Here is a 22,517-nt window from a genome sequence, read left to right on the forward strand (position 1 = left end):
TGTGGCTGTCCGGTCTCGTCTGTCGAGCGGACGAACAACGAGAAGACGCCGCGCGCAGGGCCGGCGGGTGCTGTGTCAGAAGGAGGCAGGAAATGGAGTTCGCCGATGAGGCGGTGCCGATCGGGGAGTTGGTCGACGAACGCCGGCACCTGCTCGACGTGGCCTTCTGGATGCTGGGCAGCACCGGTGAGGCCGACGGGGTGGTGGATGAGGCGTACCAACGGTGGTACGCGCTGCCGGGATCGGAGCATGGGGCGATCGACGCGCCACGGGCGTGGCTGTCCCGCGTGGTGGGCGGGATCTGTCTGGAGCGGTTGGCGCGGCCGGGGCGAAGGCGGCGCGGCGGCTGCGCCCCCGAACCGGCCGACGCTGCCGGGGAACGGCGGCGGATGCTGGAACGGGAGGTGAGCGAGGTGCTGTTGGGGGCGCTGGACGCGTTGTCCCCGGCTGAGCGGGCCGCGTTCGTCCTCAACGATGTGTTCGGGATGACACCGCGTACGGTGGCCGCCATCGTGGGCCGGTCCGAGTCGGAGTGTGCGGAGCTGGCGGAGCGGGCGCGGCGGTGTCTGCGGGCCCGGCAGGGGCGGACCGCGACGTCGCTGGAGCAGGATGCGGCGGTGCACGGGGTGCGCGAGGCGTGCGCGGCGCAGGACGCGGAGCGGCTCGTGGTGCTGCTGGCGTCGGATGCGACGGCGTTCTTCGACGGGGGTGGCAAGGTGCGGGCACAGATCCGGCCGGTGCACGGCCCGGACCGGGTGGCCCGGAGTCTGCTGACGCTGCTGGCCCCGCGTGCGCGCACGACGGTGGACCCGCATTCCGTCAACGGCCGGACCGGGCTGGTCGTGCGGTACGACCGGCGGGTCGCGGCGGTCATCAGTCTCGACATCGCCGACCGGTGCGTCGTGCAGGTCTGGGTCGTCGTCAACCCCGACAAACTGCGTCCCTGGAACCGTGCCGCACCCGGCTCCCCCGATGATGCCGGCCACGGCTCAGCGCCGTGACTGGAAGCGCTCCCATCAGGCTCGGAGCCCGGTCTCGTACCGCGAGGGCGAGTTGAGGAACGCGGCGATCTTGCTCGGGTTGAACACCCACATGACCTGGTGAACGCCCCGGCGAGAGGCGGCAATCGTCATGAACACCGAGGGTCGGCCGTCCCGGTGGAGCAGCACGGCGCCGCGCCCGTTCGCGTGGACGGGACGCACCTCCACCCGGCCCCAGAACCGCGGAAACGCGGTCGACAGGTTCGCCACCCGTTCACGTCCCAGCACCGGGACGCGAGCGGCGCCGCGGAGGCCGTTGCCGTCGGACAGGCTGACGGCTTCCGGTGTGAGCATCGCTTCCAAGGAGGCGATGTCCCCCCGCTGTGCGGCCGCGACGAACGCATCGAGCAGCCGCCGGTGCTCGACCGCGTCGACGCTCTCGCGCTGCTCTGCCGTGAGGTGCTTGCGGGCCCGGCTCACGACCTTCCGGACGTTGATGACCGTGAGGTGGAGCATGTCAGCGATCTCGGCGTAGGCGTAGTCGAACGCCTCCCTCAGGACGTACGCGGCCCGCTCCGTCGGGGTCAGCTTCTCCAGGACGAGCAGGAGCGCGAGCTCCAGTGCCTCCGCTCGCTCGGCGCCCACTTCGGGGTCACTGCTCGTGTCGATCGGCTCGGGCAGCCACGGGCCGATGTAGGTCTCCCGCCGCAGCCGCGCGGACTGTGCGACGTTGATCGCCAGCCGGGTGGTGGCGCTCGACAGAAAGGCGACAGGGCTCACCACGGCCGAGCGGTCGGTCTTCTGCCAGCGCAGCCACGCTTCCTGCACCACGTCCTCGGCCTCCACGGCGCTTCCCAGGACGCGGTAGGCGATGCCGAAGAGCCGTGGACGGAGTTCGAGGAAGACAGAAACGGCCTCGTCCAGGACACCTTCCGCGGGGATCGTTTCGGGATGCATGATCCGTCTGTCTCCGTTCCTACGGGTAACCAGCACTGAATCGCGTCTGCTTCATTGACAAGGGGCATCCCTGTTTTGTGACAGCTCCGCTCGTGCGGGGCGGACCCCTGGTCGGCACGGCCCGCGCGCGGAACACCGTGTTGTCGCGAGCAGTGTGAGTCCCCCCGGAGTCCCCCCTCTCGGCCGGTACCCGGGCGGCCGGAATCACACCTTGTTAATTGGCATCTCAGACTCCAATTAACTACTCTGCCGCTGTGCGTCACCCGCACGCATGTCGCAGGAACGCGATAGGAGTCGTCTTGCTCTCCACACAGTCAGCACCGATCGTCCGCGCCACGCTTCCGGCGGTCGGGGCCTCCCTCGGCACCATCACCGAACTCTTCTACCGCCACATGTTCGAGGAACGTCCGGACCTGCTGCGCGGCCTCTTCAACAGGGCGAACCAGGCCAACGGCGCCCAACGCGAGGCGCTCGCGGGGGCGGTGGCCGCCTTCGCCACGGCACTCGTGGAACACCCGGACAAGCGTCCCGACGCCGTGCTCGGCCGCATCGCCAACAAACACGCCTCGCTGGGCATCACCCCCGACCAGTACGTCCTCGTAGGCCGGCATCTGCTGGGTGCCGTCAAGGAGGTCCTCGGCGACGCCGTCACTCCCGCCGTGGCAGCCGCGTGGGACGAGGTGTACTGGCTGATGGCCAACGCCCTCATCGCCATGGAAGCCCGGCTGTACGCCGAAGCCGGCGTGGAGAACGGCGTCGTCTGGCACGACATGGAGATCGACGAGCGCACCGAGGAGTCCCCCGACACCGCTTCCTTCGTGCTGCGCCGCCGCGACGGACTGCCCACCGAGCCCTTCCTGCCCGGCCAGTACGTCAGCGTCCAGGTCGAACTCCCCGACGGAGCACAACAGATACGCCAGTACAGCCTGTCCGCCGCTCCCGGCCACAAGACCTGGCGCATCACCGTCAAACGCGAACGCTCCACCGACGACCTCGTCCCCGAGGGAGAGGTGTCCTCCTGGCTGCACGCCCACGCCCGAGCCGGTCAGACCCTCAAGGTCTCCCTGCCCTTCGGCGACCTCGTGCTCCCCGACGGCGACGGCCCCCTGCTCCTCGCCTCCGCGGGCATCGGCATCACCCCCATGCTCTCCATGCTCGATCACCTGGCCACCGTCTCGCCCGACCGGCCCGTCACCGTCATCCACGCCGACCGCTCCCCCGCCCAGCACGCCCACCGCCTGGAGCTGGCCGAACTCGTGCACCAGCTGCCCCGCGCCTCGTTGCACCTGTGGTACGAGACCGTCGCCGGTGCACCGGGCGAGCCGGAGGCCCAGGCGGCGCACGTGCGCGAAGGCAGGGCGGACATCACCGGCCTGACGGTGTCCCAGGACACGACCGCGTTCCTGTGCGGCCCTCTCCCCTTCATGCGGGCGGTCCGCGGCGACCTGCTCACCCACGGGCTCAGCCCCGCGGCCGTGCACTACGAGCTGTTCGGCCCCGACCTCTGGCTCAGCAAGTAGCACGACCCCGGCGGGGCGGGCACAAGCCCACCCCACCTCCGACCGGCCCGCGCCGGGTGCGCCGTCGGGCTTCAGCGGGCCTGGTCGGTCGGCCGGATCAGGATCTCGTTGACCGCGACGTGTTCGGGCTGGGTGACCGCGTAGACGACCGCGGCGGCGATGTCCTCGGGCCGGAGCGTCCGCATCGACTCGGCCATGCTCTTGGCCATGGTCCGGATGGCGGGGTCCGTGATGTGGCCGGCGAGTTCGGTCGCGACGAATCCGGGCTCGATGACGACGACGCGCACGCCCAGTTCCGTGACCTCCTGCCGCAGCGCCTCCGCGAACGCGTTGATGCCGGACTTCGTGGCCGCGTACACACCGCTCGTGGCGGAAGCCGCCCGTCCCGACGTCGAGGAGACCTGCACCACCGCGCCCTTCGACGCGAGGAGATGGGGCAGCGCCGCGTGGACCATGTACATCGAGCCGAGCAGGTTGGTCTCGACCATCCGCGTCCACTCCGCGGTGTCCGCTCCGAGGACCGGGCTGCTGAGCATGACGCCCGCGTTGTTCACGAGGATGTCGAGGGTTCCGAAGCGGGCGACGGTCGCCTCGACCGCGTCGTTCACCGACCGGCGGTCGGTGACGTCCAGTTCGAGCGGCAGCATCCCGCCACCGGCCTCCTCCGTCAGGGCCTTCAGCCGGTCCACCCGCCGGGCCCCCACGGCAACCCTGGCCCCCTCCCTCGACAGGGCGAGCGCGGTGGCCCGGCCGATGCCCGATGAGGCTCCGGTGACGAGAACGACCTTTCCTTCAAGGGTGTTGCTCACGTTTTCCCTCCCGGGGATTCCATGGTTCGCGGTGCGAGCCGTCGGCCTCCTCAGGAGCAGGCGACGACCGGCGACAGCAGAAGATGACCGCTGGGTCATCTTGAGCGTAACACCTAAGCTGACCCGTGGGTCATGTTGTGCTACGGTGCAGGTCAGCTAGGAGGCACTGATGACGGCAGCGACAGGCACCCCCGGCCCGAGGGCGGACATGGTGCGTAACCGGCGCCTGCTGCTCGACGCCGCGACCGCGACCTTCGCCGAGCAGGGCCTCGACGCGTCGATGAACGAGATCGCCCAGCGCGCGGGCCTCGCCAAGGGCACCGTGTTCCGGCACTTCCCCACCAAGGAGGACCTGCTGTCCGCGATCATGCTCCGCCTGCTGGACGGGCTCGCCGGAGCGGCGCGGGAACTCCTCGAAGCAGCGGACGCGGCCGCGGCGCTCCGGGAGTTCATGACCGCCGGCGTCGAGACCCTCGCCGCCGACCGCGCCTTCTGCGAAGTGATCGGACGCCCGTCGTTGCAGCAGTCCGAGGTACGGGACGCGATCGCCGACCTCTGCGTCGCGGTCGAGGCACTGACCGCACGCGCACGCGAACAAGGTGTCATCCGCGGGGACGTCACGGGAACGGACATCGTGCTGCTGCTCGGCGGGATCCACCAGACGGCGGCGCCACTCCTCGACACGCAGCCACAAGCCTGGCGCCGCTACCTCGAACTGGCCCTGGACGCTCTGCGCACCCCCCGGCCGAGCCGGCTCCCGGAGGAGCCTCCGGGCCGCCCGCGGGTTTCAGCCCCCTGAGCAGGGTGTAACGGGCGGGGACGCGGGACGGCCGGCGCGACCCGAGGGGTGAAGCCGGGCGCTCACTCTCGAAGTGGGGTGCTCCAAGGTGAGTGACCAGCCCCCGGCAGCCGAAGCGGATCCACGCTTCACCCGCTCGCGACGGGCGATCGCGGACGCACTGGCCGACCTCATGCAGCGGACGTCCTCCAGTCCTTCGGTCTCCGCCCTGGCGGAAGCCGCGGTGTATGTGATCGCCGACGATTTCCGCGCTCTCCACGACGTGAACACCAGCGAGCGGCGGCAGGGCGCGGACCCAACTGCCGTGGCAGTGGCAACGCTGAACTCCATGCTGGACTCGCTTCGGCAGCGCAAGAGCCTTTTCCTGCTGGCTTCCACCTGGCAGTCGCCGAGCGGGCTGATCGGCATCGGCGACCTTCCACCTCTCATGGACCGACCGATCCGGGGGTCGCACGCTCCGGGACTCCGTGCCCATCGTCCCCGCGCGCTCACCCTGTCGGCGGTACGCAAAGCTGGCTCACGTTCCTCACCGGGTACGGATGGCGGGCACGCCCGCTTCCCTTTGTCCCTTTCTGTGAGGAGTCCAAGCGTGGAGACCCCCGACGGACCGTACGGCCGCCCTGTCCCTCCGCCCCACGACCCGTCGTACACCCCGGCGACGTACTACTCGTCCGATCCCGGCCGGCTCGCGCCGACCTCGCGGGTCGACGCCGGGCGGCTCTGGGCCGGCGGGGCGGTGACGGCGCTGGTCGCCGCTCTGACCGCGGCCGTCGCGCTTCTCTTCGTACGAGGCATCCTCGGCATCCCCGTCTTCGCGCCGGAGGGCGACGGCGCCATGGGCGACGCCACCACCGGTGTGCTCGCCGGGGGCGCGGCCGTCGCCGCTCTCGCGGCGACGGCGCTGCTGCACGTCCTGATCGTCCTGACGCCGCAGCCGGGCCGGTTCTTCACCTGGATCGTCGCCCTCGCCACCGCGGTCATGGTGCTGCTGCCGTTCACGACGGGTGCGGACCTCTGGCCGAAGATCGCGACGGCCGCGGTCTACCTCGTCATCGGCGCGGCCATCGGTTCCCTGCTCTCCGCGGTGGGACGCAGCGCCTACCGGCGAGGCTGACCGGAGTGAGCCGCCGCCGGGCCGCGGCTCACTCCACTGATCGCGGGACGCGGGGCTACTTCACCGAGCTCGGGCGCCGCGTCAGCCGCACCGCCTCATCCACCTCCGTGATCAACCGCAGCCGGTACGTATAGGCGTAGTCCCGGTCGGCGAGCAGCTTGTACGCGTCGTGCGTGTGCGCGCCCCAGCTGTTGTCGCCGCCGATGCCCATCTGGCGGTGGTTGACGCGCAGGACCACCTCGTCGCGCGGGGTGAGCTGGTAGTCGTGGCGGGCGCCGACCGACAGGTCTTCGGGGGTGAAGTGGGAGGCGTTGACCTCCAGGAGTTCGTCGCCCCATACAAGGAGGCCGTGTCCGCGCCGGTCGGTGAGGGCCGCCCAGCGCACGTCGGTCTTGTTGCCGTTCTCCTGCGGCCGGATGTACGGGGTCCACTGGTCGCGCACGGTGGAGGACCACCGGCCCACGTCGGTGCCGTCGTTGCGGTCCCAGTGGTTCTCCTCGGGCCCGCGGCCGTAGTAGTGCAGTTGCTCGAAGGCCGCGGGGAGGTGCAGGAGGGTGCCGACCTCGGGGAGGTAGGGGAGGTTCGAGGCGCCCGGGTGGAGGGTGTTGTCGACCTTGATCTCCCCGTTGCCGAAGACGGTGCAGGTCGTGCTGTACGTCGAGGTGGTGGTCGTCGGCAGGGTGCCCTTGACCGTGATCTCGACTGCCCGGCCGTCGAGTTCGCGCACCGTAACGCCTGTGACCGCGCGGCGCGCGCCCGCGTCCCGCCAGGTCTGGTTGCGGGTGTGCTGGCTGTTGCCGCGGTCGTTGTCGGTCGGGGCGCGCCAGAAGTTGGGGACCGCACCCGAGACGAGGAGTTTCGTGCCGCCCGCCTCGAACGTCGTGATGAGCCCGGTCGACTTGTCGATGACGACCTTGAGGCGGTCGCCGGTGACGGTGACGTTCGCGTCGCCGTCCTTGTACGACAGCTTCGGCACCTGCGCGAGCGGTACGGGTACGACCTCGGGGCTTCCCGCGTCGAGGGGCAACTGCACGCGCGCCACCTCGAAACCGGTGTCCGCCCACGGGGTGCGCTCCTTGGTCGTGAAGGAGAGCTGCAGGAAGTACTCGGCACCGGGCGCCGGGTTGCTCGGCAGCTTCACCGGCAGCGTGATGTCCTTGCTGCTGAGCGGGGCCACGTCGAGCTGTGCGCGGCTGAGCCTGCCGCGCCGCTCCACGCGGCCGTCGACGGCCAGCTCCCATGTCCCGTCCCAGGCACGGAGGTTGGTGAAGAGGTTCTCGTTGGTGAGGGTGATCTCGCCGGGGGCGCCGCCTGCCTTGGGCGCCGCGCCGATCGCCTGGTAGATCCGCTTGACCTCGGCCGCCTTGCCGGTGTGGCCGCGGTCGGGCAGGACGATGCCGTCGCCGCTGAACGCGCCGTCGTTGGGGTTGTCGCCCCAGTCGCCGCCGTACGCCGGGAAGGTCTTGACCCCGGCTTTCTTCGCCTTGTGTCCGACCGTGGCCGCGTCGAACCAGAAGCGCACGCCGTCGCCGTCCGGGCCCCGCCCGCTGTCGGCGAGTTCGCCCGCGCTGAGGGCGCGGGCGTAGACCCTGGCCCGGCGGATCGTGCCGCTGAACTCCCTTGTGGAGTTGTCGACTTCGCCCGCGAGGGACAGCGGCGCGGTGTTGCCGGTCGGCTTTCGGGTGGTGGCCTTGGTCGCCTTCGCCGCGCCGTCGACGTAGAGGGTCAGCGTCCCCGCGTCCGCGTCGAAGACGCCCGCGACGTGGTGTTCGTTCCCCGTCCAGCCGTCGTCCGGGGTGGTCCAGGACGCCGTGATCCACTGGCCGTCCGCGTAGATGAAGAACTCGAGCGTCTTGCCGGACTGCTTCAGGGCGTAGTGGGTGTCGCCCTTCGTCAGGAGCGGCTGGTCGGAATAGCGGACATGCGGCGTCACCCAGGCCTCGAGGGTGAGCGAGCTCCGCAGGTCGAGCCGGTCGTCGCGGGCGAAGACGGTCGCCCCACCGATCCCCTTCTCGCGGCTGAACGAGCCCGAAGGGTTGATGACTTCGCCCGTCAGTCCCACGGGGCCGGTCTCGGTCAGCAGGGTGCGCGCCGGGGCCGGCCAGTTCAGCGCCTGGTCGACGAAGTCCCAGATCCAGCCGCCCTGCAGGACGTCGTGGCGGCGGACGACGTCCCAGTACTCCTTGAAGTTGCCGGTCGAGTTCCCCATCGAGTGGGCGTACTCGACCATCACGTACGGGCGGGTGTCGGTGGTGTCCTTCGCGCGGGCCTCCACCGCGGTCGGCGACTCGTACATCTTGGAGCGGATGTCGCTGACCCCGGGCCGGTCGTCCCCTTCGTAGTGGATGACGCGGGTCGGGTCGTACGCGTGGATCCAGTCGTACATGGCGCTGAAGGCGGAGCCGCCGCCGGCCTCGTTGCCGAGCGACCAGATGACGGCGCAGGCGTGGTTCTTGTCGCGGTGGACCATGTTCTGCGCGCGGGCCACGCACGCGGTGGTCCAGTCGGCGTGGCTGGTCGGGTACTCGTCCCGGACGCCGTGGGTCTCCAGGTTGGTCTCGCCGACGAGGTAGAGGCCGTACTCGTCGGCGAGTTCGAGCCAGAGCGGGTTGTTGGGGTAGTGCGAGGTGCGGACGGAGTTGATGTTCAGCCGCTTGATGATCCTGATGTCCTCGACCAGGTCGGCGCGGGTGAGGGCGGAGCCGTGGTCCGGGTGCATCTCGTGGCGGTTGGTGCCGCGCAGGGAGACGGGCTGCCCGTTGATGCGCATCAGCCCGTCCCTGAGGGCGAACTCACGCAGGCCGACGCGGTGCGAGAGCGTCTCGACGACCTTGCCCGAGGGGTCACGGAGCCGCAGGACGGCGGTGTAGAGGTAGGGGTCCTCGGCGGACCAGAGGCGCGGCGAGGGAACGGACTTGGCGGCCTCGACGCTCACCTCGGTCTCCGTGAGGGAGGCGGAGCGCGTCAGTGGGCGGGCCCAGACGGCGTGCCCTCCGGCGTCGTAGAGCTGCGTCTCGACCGTGTACGTCTTTCCTCCGGCATCGCCCGCGTAGTCCCGCACGCTCGCCGTGACCGACAGCTCCGCCGAGGTGTGGCCGTCACCGAGCGGCGTCTCGATCTTGAAGTCGCGCAGGTGGACGGTGGGCGTCGAATACAGGTACACGGACCGGAAGATGCCGCTCAGCCGGATCATGTCCTGGTCCTGGAGCCAGTCGCCGTCCGAGTAGCGGTAGACCTCTACGGCGACCTGGTTGGTGCCGTCCTTGAGATACGGGGTGATGTCGTACTCGGCGGGCGTGTACGAGTCCTCGTGGTATCCGGCCAACTGCCCGTTGACCCAGACGTAGTGGGCCGCCTTGACACCTTCGAAGTGCAGGAAGGTACGCCGGTCCGCCCAGCCCTCCGGCACGGTGAAGGTCCGCCGGTACTGGCCGACGGGGTTGTACCGGGTCGGCGCCGCGGGCGGCTGGGCCTCCTCGCCGAGCCCGTTGGGCCCCCACCACGGATAGGTGATGTTGATGTAGATCGGGGCGTCGTGGCCGTGCAGCTGCCAGGCCGACGGGACCGGGGTGGTCTCCCAGCCGGAGTCGTCGAGGTCGGTGCGGTAGAAGTCGTCGAGCTTGTCGGCCGGCCGGTCCACGTACGCGAACTTCCAGTCGCCGTCGAGACTCCGCCGGAACGGGGATCTGGTGCGGTCGGCGGCAAGCGCCTGGCCGACGGTGTCGTACGGCATGAGGGTGGTGTGGGCGGGCTCGGTGCCGATCCGGAAGAGGTCGATCTGCCCGTTCCACTCGTCGCCGCCTGCGGTGACGTCTCTCGTGGCGCCGAGCGCCCGGGCCGCGGGCAGCACGCCGGGCAGGGCGAGCGCGCCGAGCACGGCCGCCCCCGCTTCCATGAGGCGACGACGGCTTACGTACACACTGTGCGGGTGCGGCATGGATGTGCCTTTCCTCAGGTGCAGGGACATGCAACTGGTGAGGCCAGGAAAGCTGTTGAGCCGCGCCCACCCTAGAAAGAGAACACAACCGAGACAATATCAACGTCATTTTCTGTTGCTTCCTGAGCGCCGACGCCCACACCGCGTCCCGCCCGGACGGCCGCGCGCGTCAGCTCCAGGCCTGGCCGAGCACCACGTGGTACGGCGACCGCCCGGCCCGCGCCGCGGCGACCGCTTCCTCGACCGGGGTCCGCGCGTCGTCCCAGTCGCTCGCCGACCAGTCGTCCCCCGTGGCGAGGATCTCGCTGCCGCCCCCGGCGTCGATGTGCACGAACGTGCCGGTGACCACGGCGGCCACCAGCTCGTCGACCACCTCCAGCAGGTTGGCGGAGCCGTCGTCGCAGGCGTCGCAGCCGCAGTCGGGCAGCACCCCCAGCGTCGTGGCCGGCTCCCCCGCCGCCACGACGAGCAGCGTTCGGGGCACCTCGTCGATGGCGGAGAGACCGAACACCAGCGGTACGGCGTCCGCGCGCACCGGGCGCAGCCGCACCGCGCTGCCGACACCGGCTTCGGGGGCCCGCCGCCACAGCGCCGCGGGATCCGCGGCCGGCTCCGCCGCGGCGAGGCCGAGCCCGCACAGCGCCTGCGTCCACGCCTCCGCGCGAGCGGCGAGGATGCGGTACTTCTCCGGCCGCAGGCACCGCGAGTACTCCTCGTCGCGCACCTCGGCGTCGGCATGCGGATCGGGCCAGGGCGGAGTGTCCGCCCCGGTGACGGTGAAGGCCTCTTCGACGGCCCTGCGGAGTTCGATCCGATCCATACCGGGGACTTTACGCACTCCAGGGGTGCTGCCCGGGGGCTGCCCGGCCGACGATCACGGCGTAGTCTTCGACCTGATCCGGTGCCGTACACGGCGGCGTGCAGGGGGAGATACGTGATGACGGACTCGGCGCAGCCGTGGGAATCGAAGCTCACGTCGGTGGTGGTGTACGCGCGGGGAGCGGTGTGCCGAAGGCTGGCCCGGGGCGTCGTACCGTCCGACGGCCGGGTGCGGGTCCCGGGCCTGCCGCGGTCGCTGGACCCGGAGTCGCTGCGCGCCACGGTCGTGGACGCGCCCGGCGTGCGGGTCACCGAGGCCCGGATCGGCGTCGAGGCCGAACCCCTCCCGCCGGACGCACCCCAGGAACTGCTCCGTGAGGTGGAGCGGCTGAGCGAGGCGCGGCGCAGGGCCGAGGCCCGCCGGGACCGGCAGGCCCGGCGGATCGAGGAGGTGGCGGCGCTGCGACCGGTGCCGCCCGTACGCAAGCGCGAGGACCCGCACCGGCGCACGCCCGTCGAGGCGTGGCTCGAACTCGCGGACTTCGTCGACGGGCGACTGGTGACCCTGCACGCCGGGCTCGACGAGCTGGACGAGGAACTCCGCCGGCTCGCGCACGAACTCGATGTCGCCACCGACCGGCTGGAGAACGCGCCTACGGACACGCCGTCGACGCCGGTGCGGACCTCGGTGTCGGCCGTCCTGACGCTGGACAGCGCCGATGGCCATGCCGACGCCGAGGTCGTCGAAGTCGAGGTCGAGTACCGCGTGCCGGGTGCGGTCTGGGTACCCTCCTATCGGCTGACGTACCGTCAAGAGGACGACGAGGGAAGGTTGTTGCTGCGTGCCTCGGTCGCGCAGCGCACCGGCGAGGACTGGAGCGGCGTACGTGTCGGCCTGTCCACCGCGGATCTGCGGCGTCCCACCGGCGTGCCGAGACTCCGCTCGACGCGGATCGGTCGCCGCCAGCCCGCCCCCGCGCCGTCCGGCTGGCGCGAACCTCCGGCGGGGCTCGACGGCCTGTTCGCCGGATACGACGCGGCGGGGCCGCGCCCGTTCGAGCCGCGCCACGGGGCGCCGGTCGCGGCCGCCGGCTTCGCTGAGGAGTGGCCGGCGGGAGCCGCTCCCGCCGCCCCGTCCATGGCCGTTCCCCGTGCGGCCGGCAGGTCGAAGGCGCGTGCGCCGCAGAGCCCCGGGGCGGCCGGCCCGCCGCTCGCCTTCGCGGCGCCCCCGCCACCCGGCATCGCCCCCGCACCGCCACCGCCACCGCCACAGCTCGGGCCGCCGCACCCCAGCGACGCCGAACTCGACTACGCCGGACTGGTCCTGGGCGGTCCCGACGCGCACGGCGGCCACCGAGGCCTCCTCGCGCCCGGGACCCCCACCGACCCGGTGGCCGCCGAGTACCGTCGCCGCGCCGCATCGGTGGACACCCTGCCGTTGCCCGGGTATGCGGTGCGGCCGCGCGACTCGGCCGGCTCCTTCGACCACCGGTACGACGCCGAGGGCCCCGCCGACATCCCCTCCGACGGCACCTGGCACACGATCACCGTCACGGAGCTGCCGGTCGGCCTGCGCACCGAGTACCTCTGCGTGCCGTCGGTCGAGGAGACCGTGTACGCGACCCTCGTGCTCGGCAACGAAACCGACCGGGCGCTCCTCGCGGGCCCCGTGGACGTCACGGTCGACGGCGACCAGCTGCCGACAACGGCCCTGCCCACCCTCGCCCCCGGCGGCACCGGGCGCGTGGGACTCGGCCCCGCCGAGGCGGTCCGGGTCAGCCGCCGCACCGAGCTGCGCGAATCCACCGCGGGGCTGCGCGGCTCGACCACCGTGCTCGATCACCGGGTCCACGTGGAGCTGGCCAACCGCCTCTCCGCGCCGGTCACCGTCGAGGTCCGCGAGCGCGTGCCCGTGACCTCCGAAAGCGACATCCGCATCGACGAACGGGCCGACTGGACCGCTCCGCAGGACGGCGGCGACGGGCCCGATCGGCTCGTACCCGGCACACGCCTGTGGCGGGTGGCCGTGCCCCCGGGCGGCACCGTCGCGTTCGACGGCGGCTACGAGATCCGCATCCCGGCCGCCAAGGCCCTCACCGGCGGCAACCGGAGGAGCTGACACCCGCCATGCCGACACCCCCGACATCCGCTGTCCCCGAGCCGGTCCCCCTGCCCGTCACCGCGGTGACCTGCCTGGAGGACCGTGCCCACATCGAGCGGACCGCCACCCTTCAACTGGAGCCCGGCGTACACCGGTTGCTGCTCGGACCGGTCAGCGCGCTCGCCGTCGACCGCAGCCTGCACGCCGAACTCGGCGGCGGCGCCGACGCCACCGTGCTCGACGTACGCCTGGTGCGGGCCTGGACACCGCGCGGGCCCCGGCCACCCGGCGACGAGGACTCCGCGCTGCGGCGGCACGCGCACGCCCTCGAAGAGGAGCAGCGGGCCCTGGAGCAGCGCCGCGACCGGCTGCGGGCCCGCCTCGACCTGCTGGGCAGGCTGGCCTCCGATCTACTGCGGGAGATCGGCGAGGGCGCCGGGTTCGGGGAGCCCGAATCGCCGCGCTGGGAAGCCGAGTTGGACCGCATCGATGCCGAGCGCGATACACACGAGGACGATCTCGGCACCGTAGAGGCACGGTTGCGCGCGTTGTCAGCCGAACTCGCGCAGGCACAGCAGGCGTTGCAGCTCGCCGAGGAGGATCCGTCCGAGCTGACCGCGCACGTCGAACTCGCGGTGCGGGCAGCTGCCGCGGGCACCGCGGAACTGTGCCTGAGCCACCTCACGCCCTGCGCGTTGTGGCGCCCCGCCTACCGCGCCACGCTCGACGCCGGCCAACTCGCCCTGCAGACGGACGCGGTGGTGTGGCAGCGCACCGGCGAGGACTGGTCCGGCGTACGCCTGACGCTCTCGACGGCCCGGTCGGGCTCGGCCACCGTGCCGCCGCGGCTCGTCGAGGACCGGCTCACCCTCCGGGACCGGTCTTCCACCGAACGCCGGTCCGTCGAGATCGAGTTGCGCGAGGAGGAGATCACCGATCCGGGTCCGTCCCCGGCCCCCGGGCTGCCGGGCGTGGACGACGGCGGCGAGGTCCGTGTCCTGCACGCCCCCGCGCCGGCCTCGGTACCCGGCGACGGACGCGCCCATCGTGTGCCGCTCACCACCAGCAGCGGTGCGGCCCACAGTGCGTACGTCTGCGCGCCCGAACTCTCCCCGCTGGTCACGCAGGTGGTGCGGTTCACCAACACCTCCGGTCACGCGCTGCTCGCCGGGCCCGTGGAGCTGGTCCGCGACAGCGGCTTCGCCGGCCGCGGCACCCTGGACTTCACCGCTCCCGGCGCCCCCGCCGAGCTGGCGTTCGGCAGCTCGGACAGCCACCGGGTGCTGCGGGAGACCGAGGAGTCCCGGGACACCACCGGCCTCACCCAGCGGACCGTGATCACCCGCACGGTCCGGCTGCACCTGTCCCGGTTCTCCGCCCCCGGCGAGAGCGACGACCGGGTCATCACGCTGCGCGAGCGGCTCCCGGTCTCCGAGGTGTCGGACGTCGAGGTCCGCCTGCGCGAGGAGGCCTGCTCCCCCGCCCCGGACACGCTCGACACCGAGGGCGTCGCCCGCTGGGACGTCTCCCTGCCGCCGGGGGGCCGCCGGACGGTGACGCTGGTCTACGAGCTGTCGGCGAGCGCGAAGGTCACGGGGCTGTAGGCGTTCCGGTGCTGAGACGCTCCGTGCGGTGCCCGCCCTTTCCGTGAAGGTGGGTCATGCCCAGGTGAGCGACGCGCATCGCAGTGAGCGGGTCGTGCCGGGCTCCGCGGCGGCGCTCCGCGTGACTCATTCGCCGATCCCGCCGAGCCGCGCATGGCCCTTGAGGAGGTTGCGGGCGATCGTGCGCTTCTGGATCTCGTCGGTGCCCTCGAAGATCCGCAGCAGCCGCAGCTCGCGGTACCAGCGCTCGATGGGCAGTTCCTTGGTGTAACCCATGCCGCCGTGGATCTGCAGCACGCGGTCGACGACCTGGTTGGCCATCACGGCTCCGTTGAGCTTGGCGATGGAGGAGGCGTGCCGGGCGTCGAGGCCCTGCTGCACCCGCCAGGCCGCGTACAGGGTGAGCCACTTCGCCGACTCGATCTCCACCTGGGAGTCGGCTATGTGCCACTGGATTGCCTGGTAGTCCGCGATGGGCCGCCCCATGGAGTGCCGCGCCCGGGCGTAGTCGACCGCCATCTGCAGCATCCGCTCGGCGGATCCGATGGCGCGGGCCGGGATGAGGTAGCGGCCCTGGCCGATCCACTGCATGGCGAGTTCGAACCCCTTGCCGACCTCGCCGAGGACGTTGCGCCCCGGGACACGTACCTCGTCGAAGACGAGAGCGGCAGGACCCCACTGGCCCATGGTCGCGATCGGCTCGGACTTCCAGCCCATGTCGCGGTCGACGAGGAAGCAGGTGACGCCCCCGTCGGCACCCTTGTCCGGGTCGGTGACCGCGAACACCATCACGAAGTCGGCCTCGTTACCGCCGGTGATGAAGGTCTTCTCGCCGGTGATCAGCCAGTCGTCGCCGTCGCGCACGGCGCGGCTGCGGATGTTGCGGGCGTCGGAGCCGGCGCCGGGCTCGGTGATCGCGAAGCAGGAACGGCGCTCCCCCTCGATGGTGGGCAGGAGGTACTGCCGCTTCTGCTCGTCGTCGCAGGCGTAGAGGATGTTGTCGGCGCTGCCGCCGAAGCTGAAGGGGACGAAGGTCCGGCCGGTCTCCATGGCGATGATCGCCGACATCACCGCGCCGAGGTCCATCCCTCCGTACTCCTGCGGGGTGTTGACGCCCCAGAAGCCGGATTCGCGCGCCTTGGCGCGGAGTTCGGCGATGACCTGCGCGGAGATGCCGGGCAGGCCCGCGCGCTCGTTGCGCAGGACCTCTTGTTCCAGCGGCATCACCTCCTTGGTGACGAACGCCCGGACGGTGTCCCGGATCTGCCGTTCTTCGGTGGACAGCGAGAAGTCGACCATCGCAGTGCCCCTTCCGCAGCTGCCGCGATTTCTGGAGCATTCCTGGAACGGGAATCCAGGAATGTGTTCAACGTGCCCCTGGTGAAGCAGGCGGTCAAGAGGTCGGAGGAACTTCAACCGCGCTTCTGGCGGATCGAGTTGGGGGATCTTAGAATGCGATTCGGTTTGGCGTGAGACCCGGCCGAGGGGTGGCGACACGCATGACACGCAAGGCAGTGCGGACCACCGCCAGGGACAGCGCGTGGCAGTGGAACCGCTCGGAGCAGACGCGGCGGGCCCTCCTCGACGCGGCACGCGAGATCTTCTGCGAGCAGGGGTTCACCGACTCGGCGATCGTCGCGGTGGTGCGCCGGGCCGGGTCCAGCGTCGGCAGCCTCTACCACCACTTCGGCGGCAAGACGGAGCTGTTCGTCGCCCTGTGGGAGGACTACGAGGATGCCCGTGAACGCGACGCCTCCGAAGCGGTGGCACAGGCCAAGGAGGCCGGCGAGACGGACCCCCTGGAGCTCTTCCTGGTCGGCACCCGGAGTTTCCTCGACGGCTGCTGGCGCAGGCGGGACCTGGTGCGCCTGTGGATGGACGGCGACGGGCCGCCCGGCTTCGAGCTGATGCGCCGCGGGCGCGGCCGCGAATGGATCCGGCGGAACGCCGTACTTCTCGGGGCCGGCGGCGAACCCGTGGACCGGCTCGTCGTCGGGGTCCTCACCTCGGTCATCGGCGAGGCCGGCCGGGAGATCGGTACCTGTTCCCGCAAGCGGGACGCCGACGCGATCAGGGACGCGACCGTCGTCCTCATCCGCAGACTCGACCCGCTCCATGTCCGCTGACCGACGCTGAACAGCACGGAAAAGGAACACTCGTGGCCCAGACCGAGGACGAGGCGTCCTACTTCACCCTCCGCGACGGCGCTTTCGTCCCCGGGCCGCACGCCCGCGGCTGGTGGACACCCGACACCGTGCACGGGCGTCTCCTCGGCGGCCTCGCCGCGCGGGCGCTGGAGCGTGAACACGGGGCCGACGGGATGCACTTCGCCCGGCTCACGGTCGACCTGTTCCGCAGCGCCCCCTTCGCCCCCGTCCGGGTCCGGACCGAGCAGGTCCGCGACGGGCGGCGCATCCGCGTCGCCGACGCGGTCGTGCTCAGCGGTGACGGTGTGCCGCTGGCGCGGGCCGGCGCGGTGCTGCTGCGTACCGGCACACCGCCGCCCGGACACATTCCCGGCACGGGGCCGTGGGACGCGCCGCCGCCGGAGAAACTCCCCGCGCCGCACGGCTCGCGCACGCTGTGGCGGTTCGACGAGGAGCTGCGGCCGGTGCGGGAGTGGTCCGGCGACCAGCGGCGCCGGGCCTGGCTGCGGGAGCCCCGCGCCCTGGTCGCCGGGGAGTCCCTCTCGCCCTTCGTCCGCGTGGCGCTGGCCGCCGACGCCGCCAGCCCGATCGCCCACGCGAGCGACGAGGGCCTGCACTACATCAACGCGGACTACACCCTGTGCCTGAGCCGGCTTCCGCTCAGCGACGAGATCGGCTTCGAGGCCGGGGCGCACACCGCCGAGGACGGCATCGCGGTCGGCCACTGCACGCTGTACGACAGGTCGGGTCCCCTCGGGTACTGCGCCACCACGGCCATCGCCAATCCGGCACCGCCCCGGTGACGGATCAGCGGGGCGGCCCGGTGCCCGTGACCCGGGCGACCAGGTCGATCCAGCCCGCTTCCAGCCGCTCCAGCGGCATCTCGCACTTCTTCGTCAAGTAGTGGATCAGGGCGGGGTCGAGGTAGCCCATCAGCGCCTGTGCCTGCAGCGCGCAGTCGGCCTCCGGCACCAGTTCCCGCAGGAGGATCGTGACGTGGGTGGCGAGCACCCGGTGCGAGGGGTGCGCGAGCCGGCGCTCCGGCTCCGGCTGCGCGGCCAGGTGCAGGTCCAGCTGCTCGGCCGACCAGCGCAGGACCGCGACGCCGAAGGCCCTCAGCCGCTCCTGCGCGGGTGCGCCGGGGCCGAGGGGCGGCGGCCCGCTGAGCAGGTCGGCCTGCAGCTGCTTCGTGGTGTGGTCCAGGAGTGCCGTCAGCAGGCCGGTGCGGTCGCCGAAGCGGCGGAAGACGGTGCCCTTGCCGACGGACGCCGCGACGGCCACGGCTTCCATCGTGACTCCTGCCGCGCCGTGCTCGGCGACCAGCCGCCCGGCGGCCTCCAGCAGCCGGGCGCGGTTGCGCGCGGCGTCGGCGCGCAGGCACGGTTCGTCGTCCGCAGCGAAGCCGATCTCGAGCAACTGGGGTGCGCCTGCGGGGTCGGGCGACGCCGGGAGGTGCGGCAGGCTGCTGGGCATGAACACAGCGTAAAGCATTCCGGGCAGAACTGGACCGCGGTCCGCTTAGGGTGATAGACCTGTAAACGGACCTCGGTCCGGATCGTAGAGAGCTTGTCCCAGCACCCTGGAGCCCCCATGTCTGTTCGTATCCTTGCGCTCGTCGGCAGCCTGCGCGCCGGTTCGCACAACCGCCAGCTCGCCGAGGCGGCCGTCAAGCTGGCCCCGGAGGGCGCCGAGGTCGAGCTGTTCGAGGGCCTGGGCGACCTCCCCTTCTACAACGAGGACATCGACGTCGAGGGCAGCGTCCCGGCCGCCGCGGCCACGCTCCGTGCGGCCGCGCAGAGCGCCGACGCGTTCCTCATCTTCTCCCCGGAGTACAACGGCACGATCCCGGCCGTCCTGAAGAACGCCATCGACTGGCTGTCCCGCCCGTACGGTGCCGGCGCCTTCGGCGGCAAGCCCGTCGTCGTGGCCGGTACCGCCTTCGGCCAGTACGGCGGCGTGTGGGCGCAGGACGAGGTCCGCAAGTCCGTGGGCATCGCCGGCGGCAAGGTGCTCGAGGACGTCAAGCTCTCCATTCCGGGCTCCCTGACCCGCTTCGCCGAGACGCACCCGTCCGACGACACCGAGGTCGCCGCGCAGCTCACCGAGCTCCTCTCCCGGCTGCACGGCCACGCGGGCGAGACCGTGGCCGCCTGATCCGCCGCACCTGCGCAACGGCCCGAGCCCTTCCGGCTCGGGCCGTTTCGCGCGCGACCACAGGTCCTCACGATTCCCGCAGCTTGGGCAGCAGTTGGTCGCCGACACGGCTGGTCTCCTGCCGGTACGGGGTGTCGGACAGCACGAAGTGCGTGACGCCGAGCTTGCGGTAGTTGTCCAGTGCCGTGGCCACGTCGTCGGGCGAGCCGACGAGCCAGGTGGTCGCCGCTCCCCCGCCGCCGAACTTGCCGGGCGTGGTGTACAGGCAGGTGTCGAGCACCTCACCGCGCTCGACGAGATCGAGCAGCCGCCGCTGTCCGACGGCCGCCCTGCGGTTTCCGGTCCAGGTCGACTCGCCGTCGTCCGCGGCCATCTTGGCGACCTTCTCCTCCGCCGCGCGCCAGGCCTCCTCGGTGGTGTCGCGCACCACCGTCGTGATCCGCAGCCCGAACTCCAGCGGCTTGTGGCGGCGCTCCACCTGAGCGCTCAACTCCTTGAGCCGGTCAATGCGTTCGGCGATTCCGTCGAGCGGTTCACCCCAGAAGAGCTGCACATCCGCCTCGGCCGCCGACACCCGCTCCGCCGCCGGGGACGCGCCGCCGAAGTAGAGCGTCGGGTGGGCCCGTTCCTCCGTCGCGAAGGGGCTCGGCGACACCGTCGAGTCGGTGACCTGGAAGTGCTCGCCGTGGAAGGTGACCCGCTCCTCGGTCCACAGACGCCGCACCAGATGCAGGAACTCCTGTGTGCGGGCGTAGCGCTGGGCGGGATCGACGTTCGTGTCGCCGTACGCGGCCGGGTTGTCCAGGCCGCTGACGATGTTGACCAGGACCCGGCCGCGGCTGAGCTGGTCGAGCGTGGCGGCCGCGGAGGCGAAGTTCGCGGGCTGCCAGTACCCGGGCCGGACGGCGATCAGCGGCTTGAACGTCGTGGTGCGCGCGGCCAGCGCGGTGGCGACGGTGAACGTGTCGGGGCGGCCCCAGCCGGTGCCGAGCAGGGCGCCGCCCCAACCGTGCGCCTCCGCCGTGCGGGCGAGCTCCGTCGAGTACTCGATGGATCCCCATCCGGTGGTCGTGTCGTCGCCGCGGTGACCCGGCTCGATGGTGTTGGGGATGTACCAGAGGAATTCCGCGCTCATCAGGCTTCCGATCGCTGTTCGGTCCGTACCGGCGCGGCAGGGAGCCGGCCGGCGGAGGTGTCGGTGGGGCAAGTGGCCCTGCCTCGCGCGGCGTTCACGTCGTCCGCGGCCGCGGCTCCCCGCAGCCGTGACAGCACCAGAGCCACCGCGAGCAGTCCGGCGCAGACACCCGAAGCGAGTGCGTACGCGGCCCGGGGTCCACTGCCGCCCGGGGCCGTGGGCGCCGCGTGCAGGTACACGGCCGGGACCGCGCTGAGGCAGATCGCCGCGGCGATGCGCTGTGCCATCTGCAGGACGGCGCCGCCCACTCCCGCCGCCTCGGCCGGTGCGTGCCGCAGGACCTGCGTCTGGTGGGGCGAGACCGTGAGCCCCGCGGCGGCGCCGGTCAGCAACTGCACCGCTGCGCATGCCACCGGGAGCAGCGCCGACGGCACGGTCAGGACGACCGCCGCTCCGGACAGCGCGGCGCCGATGCCCAGGGCGAGTCCGAGGGTCACCGTGCGCGTCCCGATGCGGCGCACCAGCCGCCATGCGAGCGCGGAGCTGACGCCCATCGCGAGCGCCGAGGGAAGGGCGACGGCCGCCGTGAGCAGGGCGGAGAGGCCGAGTCCTTCCTGGAGGAAGACGGTGAGCACCAGCGACGAGGCGAGGGACGCGCCGAACTGGGCCATGGCGATGCCTGTGCCCAGCATGTACGGCTTGGAGGAGCTGAGCGCGGGGTGCAGCAGGGGCCGGCGCCCTCGTCGTAGCCGCAGTCGCTGGTGCACGGTCAGGGCGGCTGCCTGCGCGCCCACCGCGGCCGCCCACAGGAGTGCCTCTTCCCAGCTGCCCGGGGTGCGGATGAACGGCACCATCAGGGTCACCGTGCAGCCGCAGGCCAGGGCGAGGCCGATGAGGTCGAGCCGGGCGTCGCGGGTGGTGCGCCGGGGCGGCGGCAGCCGGCGTGCCGCGAGCGCGAGGGTGAGGAGTGCGCACGGCACGTTCAGCAGGAGGCAGCCGCGCCAGCCGAGTTCGGGGCCGACGCCGGCGACCAGTGCGCCGCCCAGCGGGGGGCCCAGCGCCGTGGCCACTCCGGCCGTCACCGCGTAGAGGCCGAGGGCGCGGCCGCGGTCGAGGCCGTGGAAGACGTCCTGCAAGGTGCCGATCACCTGGGAGTTGACGAGTCCCGCCGCCGCTCCCTGCACCAGCCGGGCCGCGATCAGGGTGCCGGGCCCACCGCCGGTCGCGGCCGCCACCCCCGCGAGGAGGAAGGCGGCCACGCCGGCGAGGAGGAACCGCTTGCGCCCGTACAGATCGCCGAGACTGCCGCCGGGGACGAGCGCGAGACCGAAGGCCAGGGAGTAACCGGCCACGATCCACCGCACGTCCGCGGCGTCGGCTCCGAGCGCGTGGCGCATGCTCGGCACGGCGATGTTCAGCACTGCCTGGTCGAGCAGGGTCGTCGCACCCGCTGCCATGCAGACCAGCAGTACGCGCCGGGCGGCGCGGTCCTTTCCGGGGAGCATTCAGGCGTGCCGCTCCGCGCCCGGCACACCGGAGCCGACGCCGGTCTCCGGTTCCACGCCGATGACCTTGCGGTAGACGCGCGCGCCCTCGCCGTAGTCGTCGACGGCGTAGTGCCAGGTGGCGCGGTTGTCCCAGAGGACGAAGTCGCCGGGCTTCCAGCCGAAGCGGATGGTGTAGTTCGGCGAGGAGGCGTGCCGCAGGAGGAAGTCGAGCAGCACCTTGCTCTCGGCCGGGGTCACGCCCGTGAGTCCGGTCGCGGAGGTGCTGATGAACAGGCCCTTGCGGCCGGTGGTGGGGTGGGTGAGGACGACCGGGTGCTCGATGGTCTCGCCGGTGGCGGTCTTCTTGCTGCCCTGTGCGTAGTTCTCCGCGTTGCCGTCGTACACCGCGCCCACGGACTCGAGCAGCGTCTTCAGCGGCTGCGACAGGTCGTCGTACGCCGCCTGCAGATCCGCCCACAGCGTGTGCCCGCCCAGCTCGGGCACCACCTCGTAGGTGAGCGACTCGATCGCGAAGACGGGGGCGCGCCACAGCCCGCCGATGTGCCACGTGCTGGCCTTGCCTGTCTGGTGCACGTTGTACGGGTAGACCAGCGGGTTGTCCGGGTCCTTCGCGGCGGTCGGGTGGTCGAAGGGCCGCGCGAAGAGGCGTACGGCGGCGACGTGCTGATCGGGTGTGAGGTGCTGACCGCGGAGGACGAGCACCTTGTGGTCGCGGAACGCCTGCCGCAGCGCGTCGGCGGTGGTCTCGTCGACGGGCCCGGTCAGGTCGACGCCGGTGATCTCGGCGCCGAAGCGCGGACCTGCCCTGAGGATGTGGAAAGGGGCGACGGTGGTGGTCATGGTCGTCTTCTCCTCTTTGTGCGGTGTCCTTGTGCGGTGTCCTTGTGCGGTGCGGGTCGTGGCTGAGAGGGAAGTGCGGGGCGGTGCGGCCGG

18 protein-coding genes are annotated in these 22,517 nt (G+C 71.8%); 9 read left to right on the forward strand and 9 right to left on the reverse strand.

The features are described from left to right. Positions 1 to 92 precede the first annotated feature (92 nt). The gene (locus AB0J02_RS23565; RefSeq protein WP_363195710.1) at positions 93 to 1,001 is read left to right on the forward strand and encodes a sigma factor-like helix-turn-helix DNA-binding protein; all 909 of its coding nucleotides are present in this window, start codon (positions 93 to 95) and stop codon (positions 999 to 1,001) included. Between the two features lie 15 nt (positions 1,002 to 1,016). On the opposite strand, the gene AB0J02_RS23570 is transcribed toward AB0J02_RS23565, so the two are convergent. After that, a complete protein-coding gene (locus AB0J02_RS23570; RefSeq protein ID WP_363195711.1) occupies positions 1,017 to 1,937 on the reverse strand; it encodes a sigma-70 family RNA polymerase sigma factor in 921 nt (306 codons plus the stop codon). 299 nt (positions 1,938 to 2,236) lie between these two features. Between AB0J02_RS23570 and AB0J02_RS23575 the strand changes: the two genes are divergently transcribed. Continuing rightward, positions 2,237 to 3,457 carry a globin domain-containing protein gene (locus AB0J02_RS23575; protein ID WP_363195712.1) on the forward strand — a complete coding sequence of 407 codons (1,221 nt, stop codon included), beginning with the start codon at positions 2,237 to 2,239 and terminating at the stop codon, positions 3,455 to 3,457. Positions 3,458 to 3,528: 71 nt separating this feature from the next. Here AB0J02_RS23575 and AB0J02_RS23580 read toward each other — a convergent pair whose 3' ends face one another. Continuing rightward, positions 3,529 to 4,266 (reverse strand): SDR family NAD(P)-dependent oxidoreductase, encoded by a 738-nt coding sequence (locus AB0J02_RS23580; protein WP_363195713.1) that lies wholly within the window; start codon positions 4,264 to 4,266, stop codon positions 3,529 to 3,531. A gap of 169 nt (positions 4,267 to 4,435) precedes the next feature. Between AB0J02_RS23580 and AB0J02_RS23585 the strand changes: the two genes are divergently transcribed. Together AB0J02_RS23585 and AB0J02_RS23590 are read left to right on the forward strand one after the other, a co-directional pair. Beyond that, positions 4,436 to 5,065 carry a helix-turn-helix domain-containing protein gene (locus AB0J02_RS23585; RefSeq protein WP_363195714.1) on the forward strand — a complete coding sequence of 210 codons (630 nt, stop codon included), beginning with the start codon at positions 4,436 to 4,438 and terminating at the stop codon, positions 5,063 to 5,065. A 589-nt stretch (positions 5,066 to 5,654) separates the two neighbouring features. Continuing rightward, a complete protein-coding gene (locus tag AB0J02_RS23590) occupies positions 5,655 to 6,179 on the forward strand; it encodes a DUF6069 family protein (protein ID WP_363195715.1) in 525 nt (174 codons plus the stop codon). Positions 6,180 to 6,234: 55 nt separating this feature from the next. On the opposite strand, the gene AB0J02_RS23595 is transcribed toward AB0J02_RS23590, so the two are convergent. Further along, positions 6,235 to 10,116, reverse strand: a complete 3,882-nt coding sequence (locus tag AB0J02_RS23595; protein WP_363195716.1) for a glycoside hydrolase family 2 TIM barrel-domain containing protein — start codon at positions 10,114 to 10,116, stop codon at positions 6,235 to 6,237. Between the two features lie 169 nt (positions 10,117 to 10,285). Then, positions 10,286 to 10,936 (reverse strand): DUF6226 family protein, encoded by a 651-nt coding sequence (locus AB0J02_RS23600; RefSeq protein ID WP_363195717.1) that lies wholly within the window; start codon positions 10,934 to 10,936, stop codon positions 10,286 to 10,288. A 117-nt stretch (positions 10,937 to 11,053) separates the two neighbouring features. On the opposite strand from AB0J02_RS23600, the gene AB0J02_RS23605 reads away from it, so the two are divergent. After that, positions 11,054 to 13,054, forward strand: coding sequence for a DUF4139 domain-containing protein (locus AB0J02_RS23605; RefSeq protein ID WP_363195718.1), 2,001 nt, complete (start codon positions 11,054 to 11,056; stop codon positions 13,052 to 13,054). Positions 13,055 to 13,062: 8 nt separating this feature from the next. Then, complete coding sequence (locus tag AB0J02_RS23610; RefSeq protein WP_363195719.1) at positions 13,063 to 14,640, forward strand: mucoidy inhibitor MuiA family protein; 1,578 nt, start codon at positions 13,063 to 13,065, stop codon at positions 14,638 to 14,640. Positions 14,641 to 14,766: 126 nt separating this feature from the next. Here the strand turns inward: AB0J02_RS23610 and AB0J02_RS23615 are convergent, their stop codons facing one another. Beyond that, a complete protein-coding gene (locus AB0J02_RS23615) occupies positions 14,767 to 15,939 on the reverse strand; it encodes an acyl-CoA dehydrogenase family protein (protein WP_363195720.1) in 1,173 nt (390 codons plus the stop codon). Between the two features lie 200 nt (positions 15,940 to 16,139). Between AB0J02_RS23615 and AB0J02_RS23620 the strand changes: the two genes are divergently transcribed. Beyond that, positions 16,140 to 16,766 (forward strand): TetR/AcrR family transcriptional regulator, encoded by a 627-nt coding sequence (locus AB0J02_RS23620; protein ID WP_363195721.1) that lies wholly within the window; start codon positions 16,140 to 16,142, stop codon positions 16,764 to 16,766. Between the two features lie 32 nt (positions 16,767 to 16,798). Then, entirely contained in the window at positions 16,799 to 17,590 is a 792-nt protein-coding gene (locus AB0J02_RS23625) for a thioesterase family protein (RefSeq protein WP_363195722.1), read from the forward strand. A 4-nt stretch (positions 17,591 to 17,594) separates the two neighbouring features. Here the strand turns inward: AB0J02_RS23625 and AB0J02_RS23630 are convergent, their stop codons facing one another. Continuing rightward, positions 17,595 to 18,278: a helix-turn-helix domain-containing protein gene (locus tag AB0J02_RS23630; protein ID WP_363195723.1), complete on the reverse strand. Its 684-nt coding sequence runs from the start codon at positions 18,276 to 18,278 to the stop codon at positions 17,595 to 17,597. 99 nt (positions 18,279 to 18,377) lie between these two features. On the opposite strand from AB0J02_RS23630, the gene AB0J02_RS23635 reads away from it, so the two are divergent. After that, on the forward strand, positions 18,378 to 18,941 hold the full coding sequence (locus AB0J02_RS23635) for an NAD(P)H-dependent oxidoreductase (RefSeq protein ID WP_363195724.1): 564 nt from the start codon (positions 18,378 to 18,380) through the stop codon (positions 18,939 to 18,941). Between the two features lie 67 nt (positions 18,942 to 19,008). On the opposite strand, the gene AB0J02_RS23640 is transcribed toward AB0J02_RS23635, so the two are convergent. The 3 genes from AB0J02_RS23640 to AB0J02_RS23650 are packed head-to-tail and all read right to left on the reverse strand — an operon-like array spanning position 19,009 to position 22,424. Beyond that, on the reverse strand, positions 19,009 to 20,076 hold the full coding sequence (locus tag AB0J02_RS23640) for an LLM class flavin-dependent oxidoreductase (protein WP_363195725.1): 1,068 nt from the start codon (positions 20,074 to 20,076) through the stop codon (positions 19,009 to 19,011). After that, the gene (locus tag AB0J02_RS23645; RefSeq protein ID WP_363195726.1) at positions 20,076 to 21,581 is read right to left on the reverse strand and encodes an MFS transporter; all 1,506 of its coding nucleotides are present in this window, start codon (positions 21,579 to 21,581) and stop codon (positions 20,076 to 20,078) included. The genes AB0J02_RS23640 and AB0J02_RS23645 overlap by 1 nt, the downstream gene beginning before the upstream one ends. Next, positions 21,582 to 22,424 (reverse strand): TauD/TfdA family dioxygenase, encoded by an 843-nt coding sequence (locus AB0J02_RS23650; protein WP_363195727.1) that lies wholly within the window; start codon positions 22,422 to 22,424, stop codon positions 21,582 to 21,584. Positions 22,425 to 22,517 lie beyond the last annotated feature (93 nt).

Origin of the sequence: Streptomyces sp. NPDC050264, from assembly GCF_040655895.1 — a bacterium.
Taxonomy (GTDB): domain Bacteria; phylum Actinomycetota; class Actinomycetes; order Streptomycetales; family Streptomycetaceae; genus Streptomyces.

Excerpts from the sequence above, each read along its gene's own strand:
- AB0J02_RS23565 (WP_363195710.1), top strand. The coding sequence starts at position 93 with ATGGAGTTCGCCGATGAGGCGGTGCCGATCGGGGAGTTGGTCGACGAA.
- AB0J02_RS23570 (WP_363195711.1), bottom strand. The coding sequence starts at position 1,937 with ATGCATCCCGAAACGATCCCCGCGGAAGGTGTCCTGGACGAGGCCGTT.
- AB0J02_RS23585 (WP_363195714.1), top strand. The coding sequence starts at position 4,436 with ATGACGGCAGCGACAGGCACCCCCGGCCCGAGGGCGGACATGGTGCGT.
- AB0J02_RS23595 (WP_363195716.1), bottom strand. The coding sequence starts at position 10,116 with ATGCCGCACCCGCACAGTGTGTACGTAAGCCGTCGTCGCCTCATGGAA.
- AB0J02_RS23600 (WP_363195717.1), bottom strand. The coding sequence starts at position 10,936 with ATGGATCGGATCGAACTCCGCAGGGCCGTCGAAGAGGCCTTCACCGTC.
- AB0J02_RS23605 (WP_363195718.1), top strand. The coding sequence starts at position 11,054 with ATGACGGACTCGGCGCAGCCGTGGGAATCGAAGCTCACGTCGGTGGTG.
- AB0J02_RS23610 (WP_363195719.1), top strand. The coding sequence starts at position 13,063 with ATGCCGACACCCCCGACATCCGCTGTCCCCGAGCCGGTCCCCCTGCCC.
- AB0J02_RS23615 (WP_363195720.1), bottom strand. The coding sequence starts at position 15,939 with ATGGTCGACTTCTCGCTGTCCACCGAAGAACGGCAGATCCGGGACACC.
- AB0J02_RS23620 (WP_363195721.1), top strand. The coding sequence starts at position 16,140 with ATGACACGCAAGGCAGTGCGGACCACCGCCAGGGACAGCGCGTGGCAG.
- AB0J02_RS23630 (WP_363195723.1), bottom strand. The coding sequence starts at position 18,278 with ATGCTTTACGCTGTGTTCATGCCCAGCAGCCTGCCGCACCTCCCGGCG.
- AB0J02_RS23635 (WP_363195724.1), top strand. The coding sequence starts at position 18,378 with ATGTCTGTTCGTATCCTTGCGCTCGTCGGCAGCCTGCGCGCCGGTTCG.
- AB0J02_RS23640 (WP_363195725.1), bottom strand. The coding sequence starts at position 20,076 with ATGAGCGCGGAATTCCTCTGGTACATCCCCAACACCATCGAGCCGGGT.
- AB0J02_RS23645 (WP_363195726.1), bottom strand. The coding sequence starts at position 21,581 with ATGCTCCCCGGAAAGGACCGCGCCGCCCGGCGCGTACTGCTGGTCTGC.
- AB0J02_RS23650 (WP_363195727.1), bottom strand. The coding sequence starts at position 22,424 with ATGACCACCACCGTCGCCCCTTTCCACATCCTCAGGGCAGGTCCGCGC.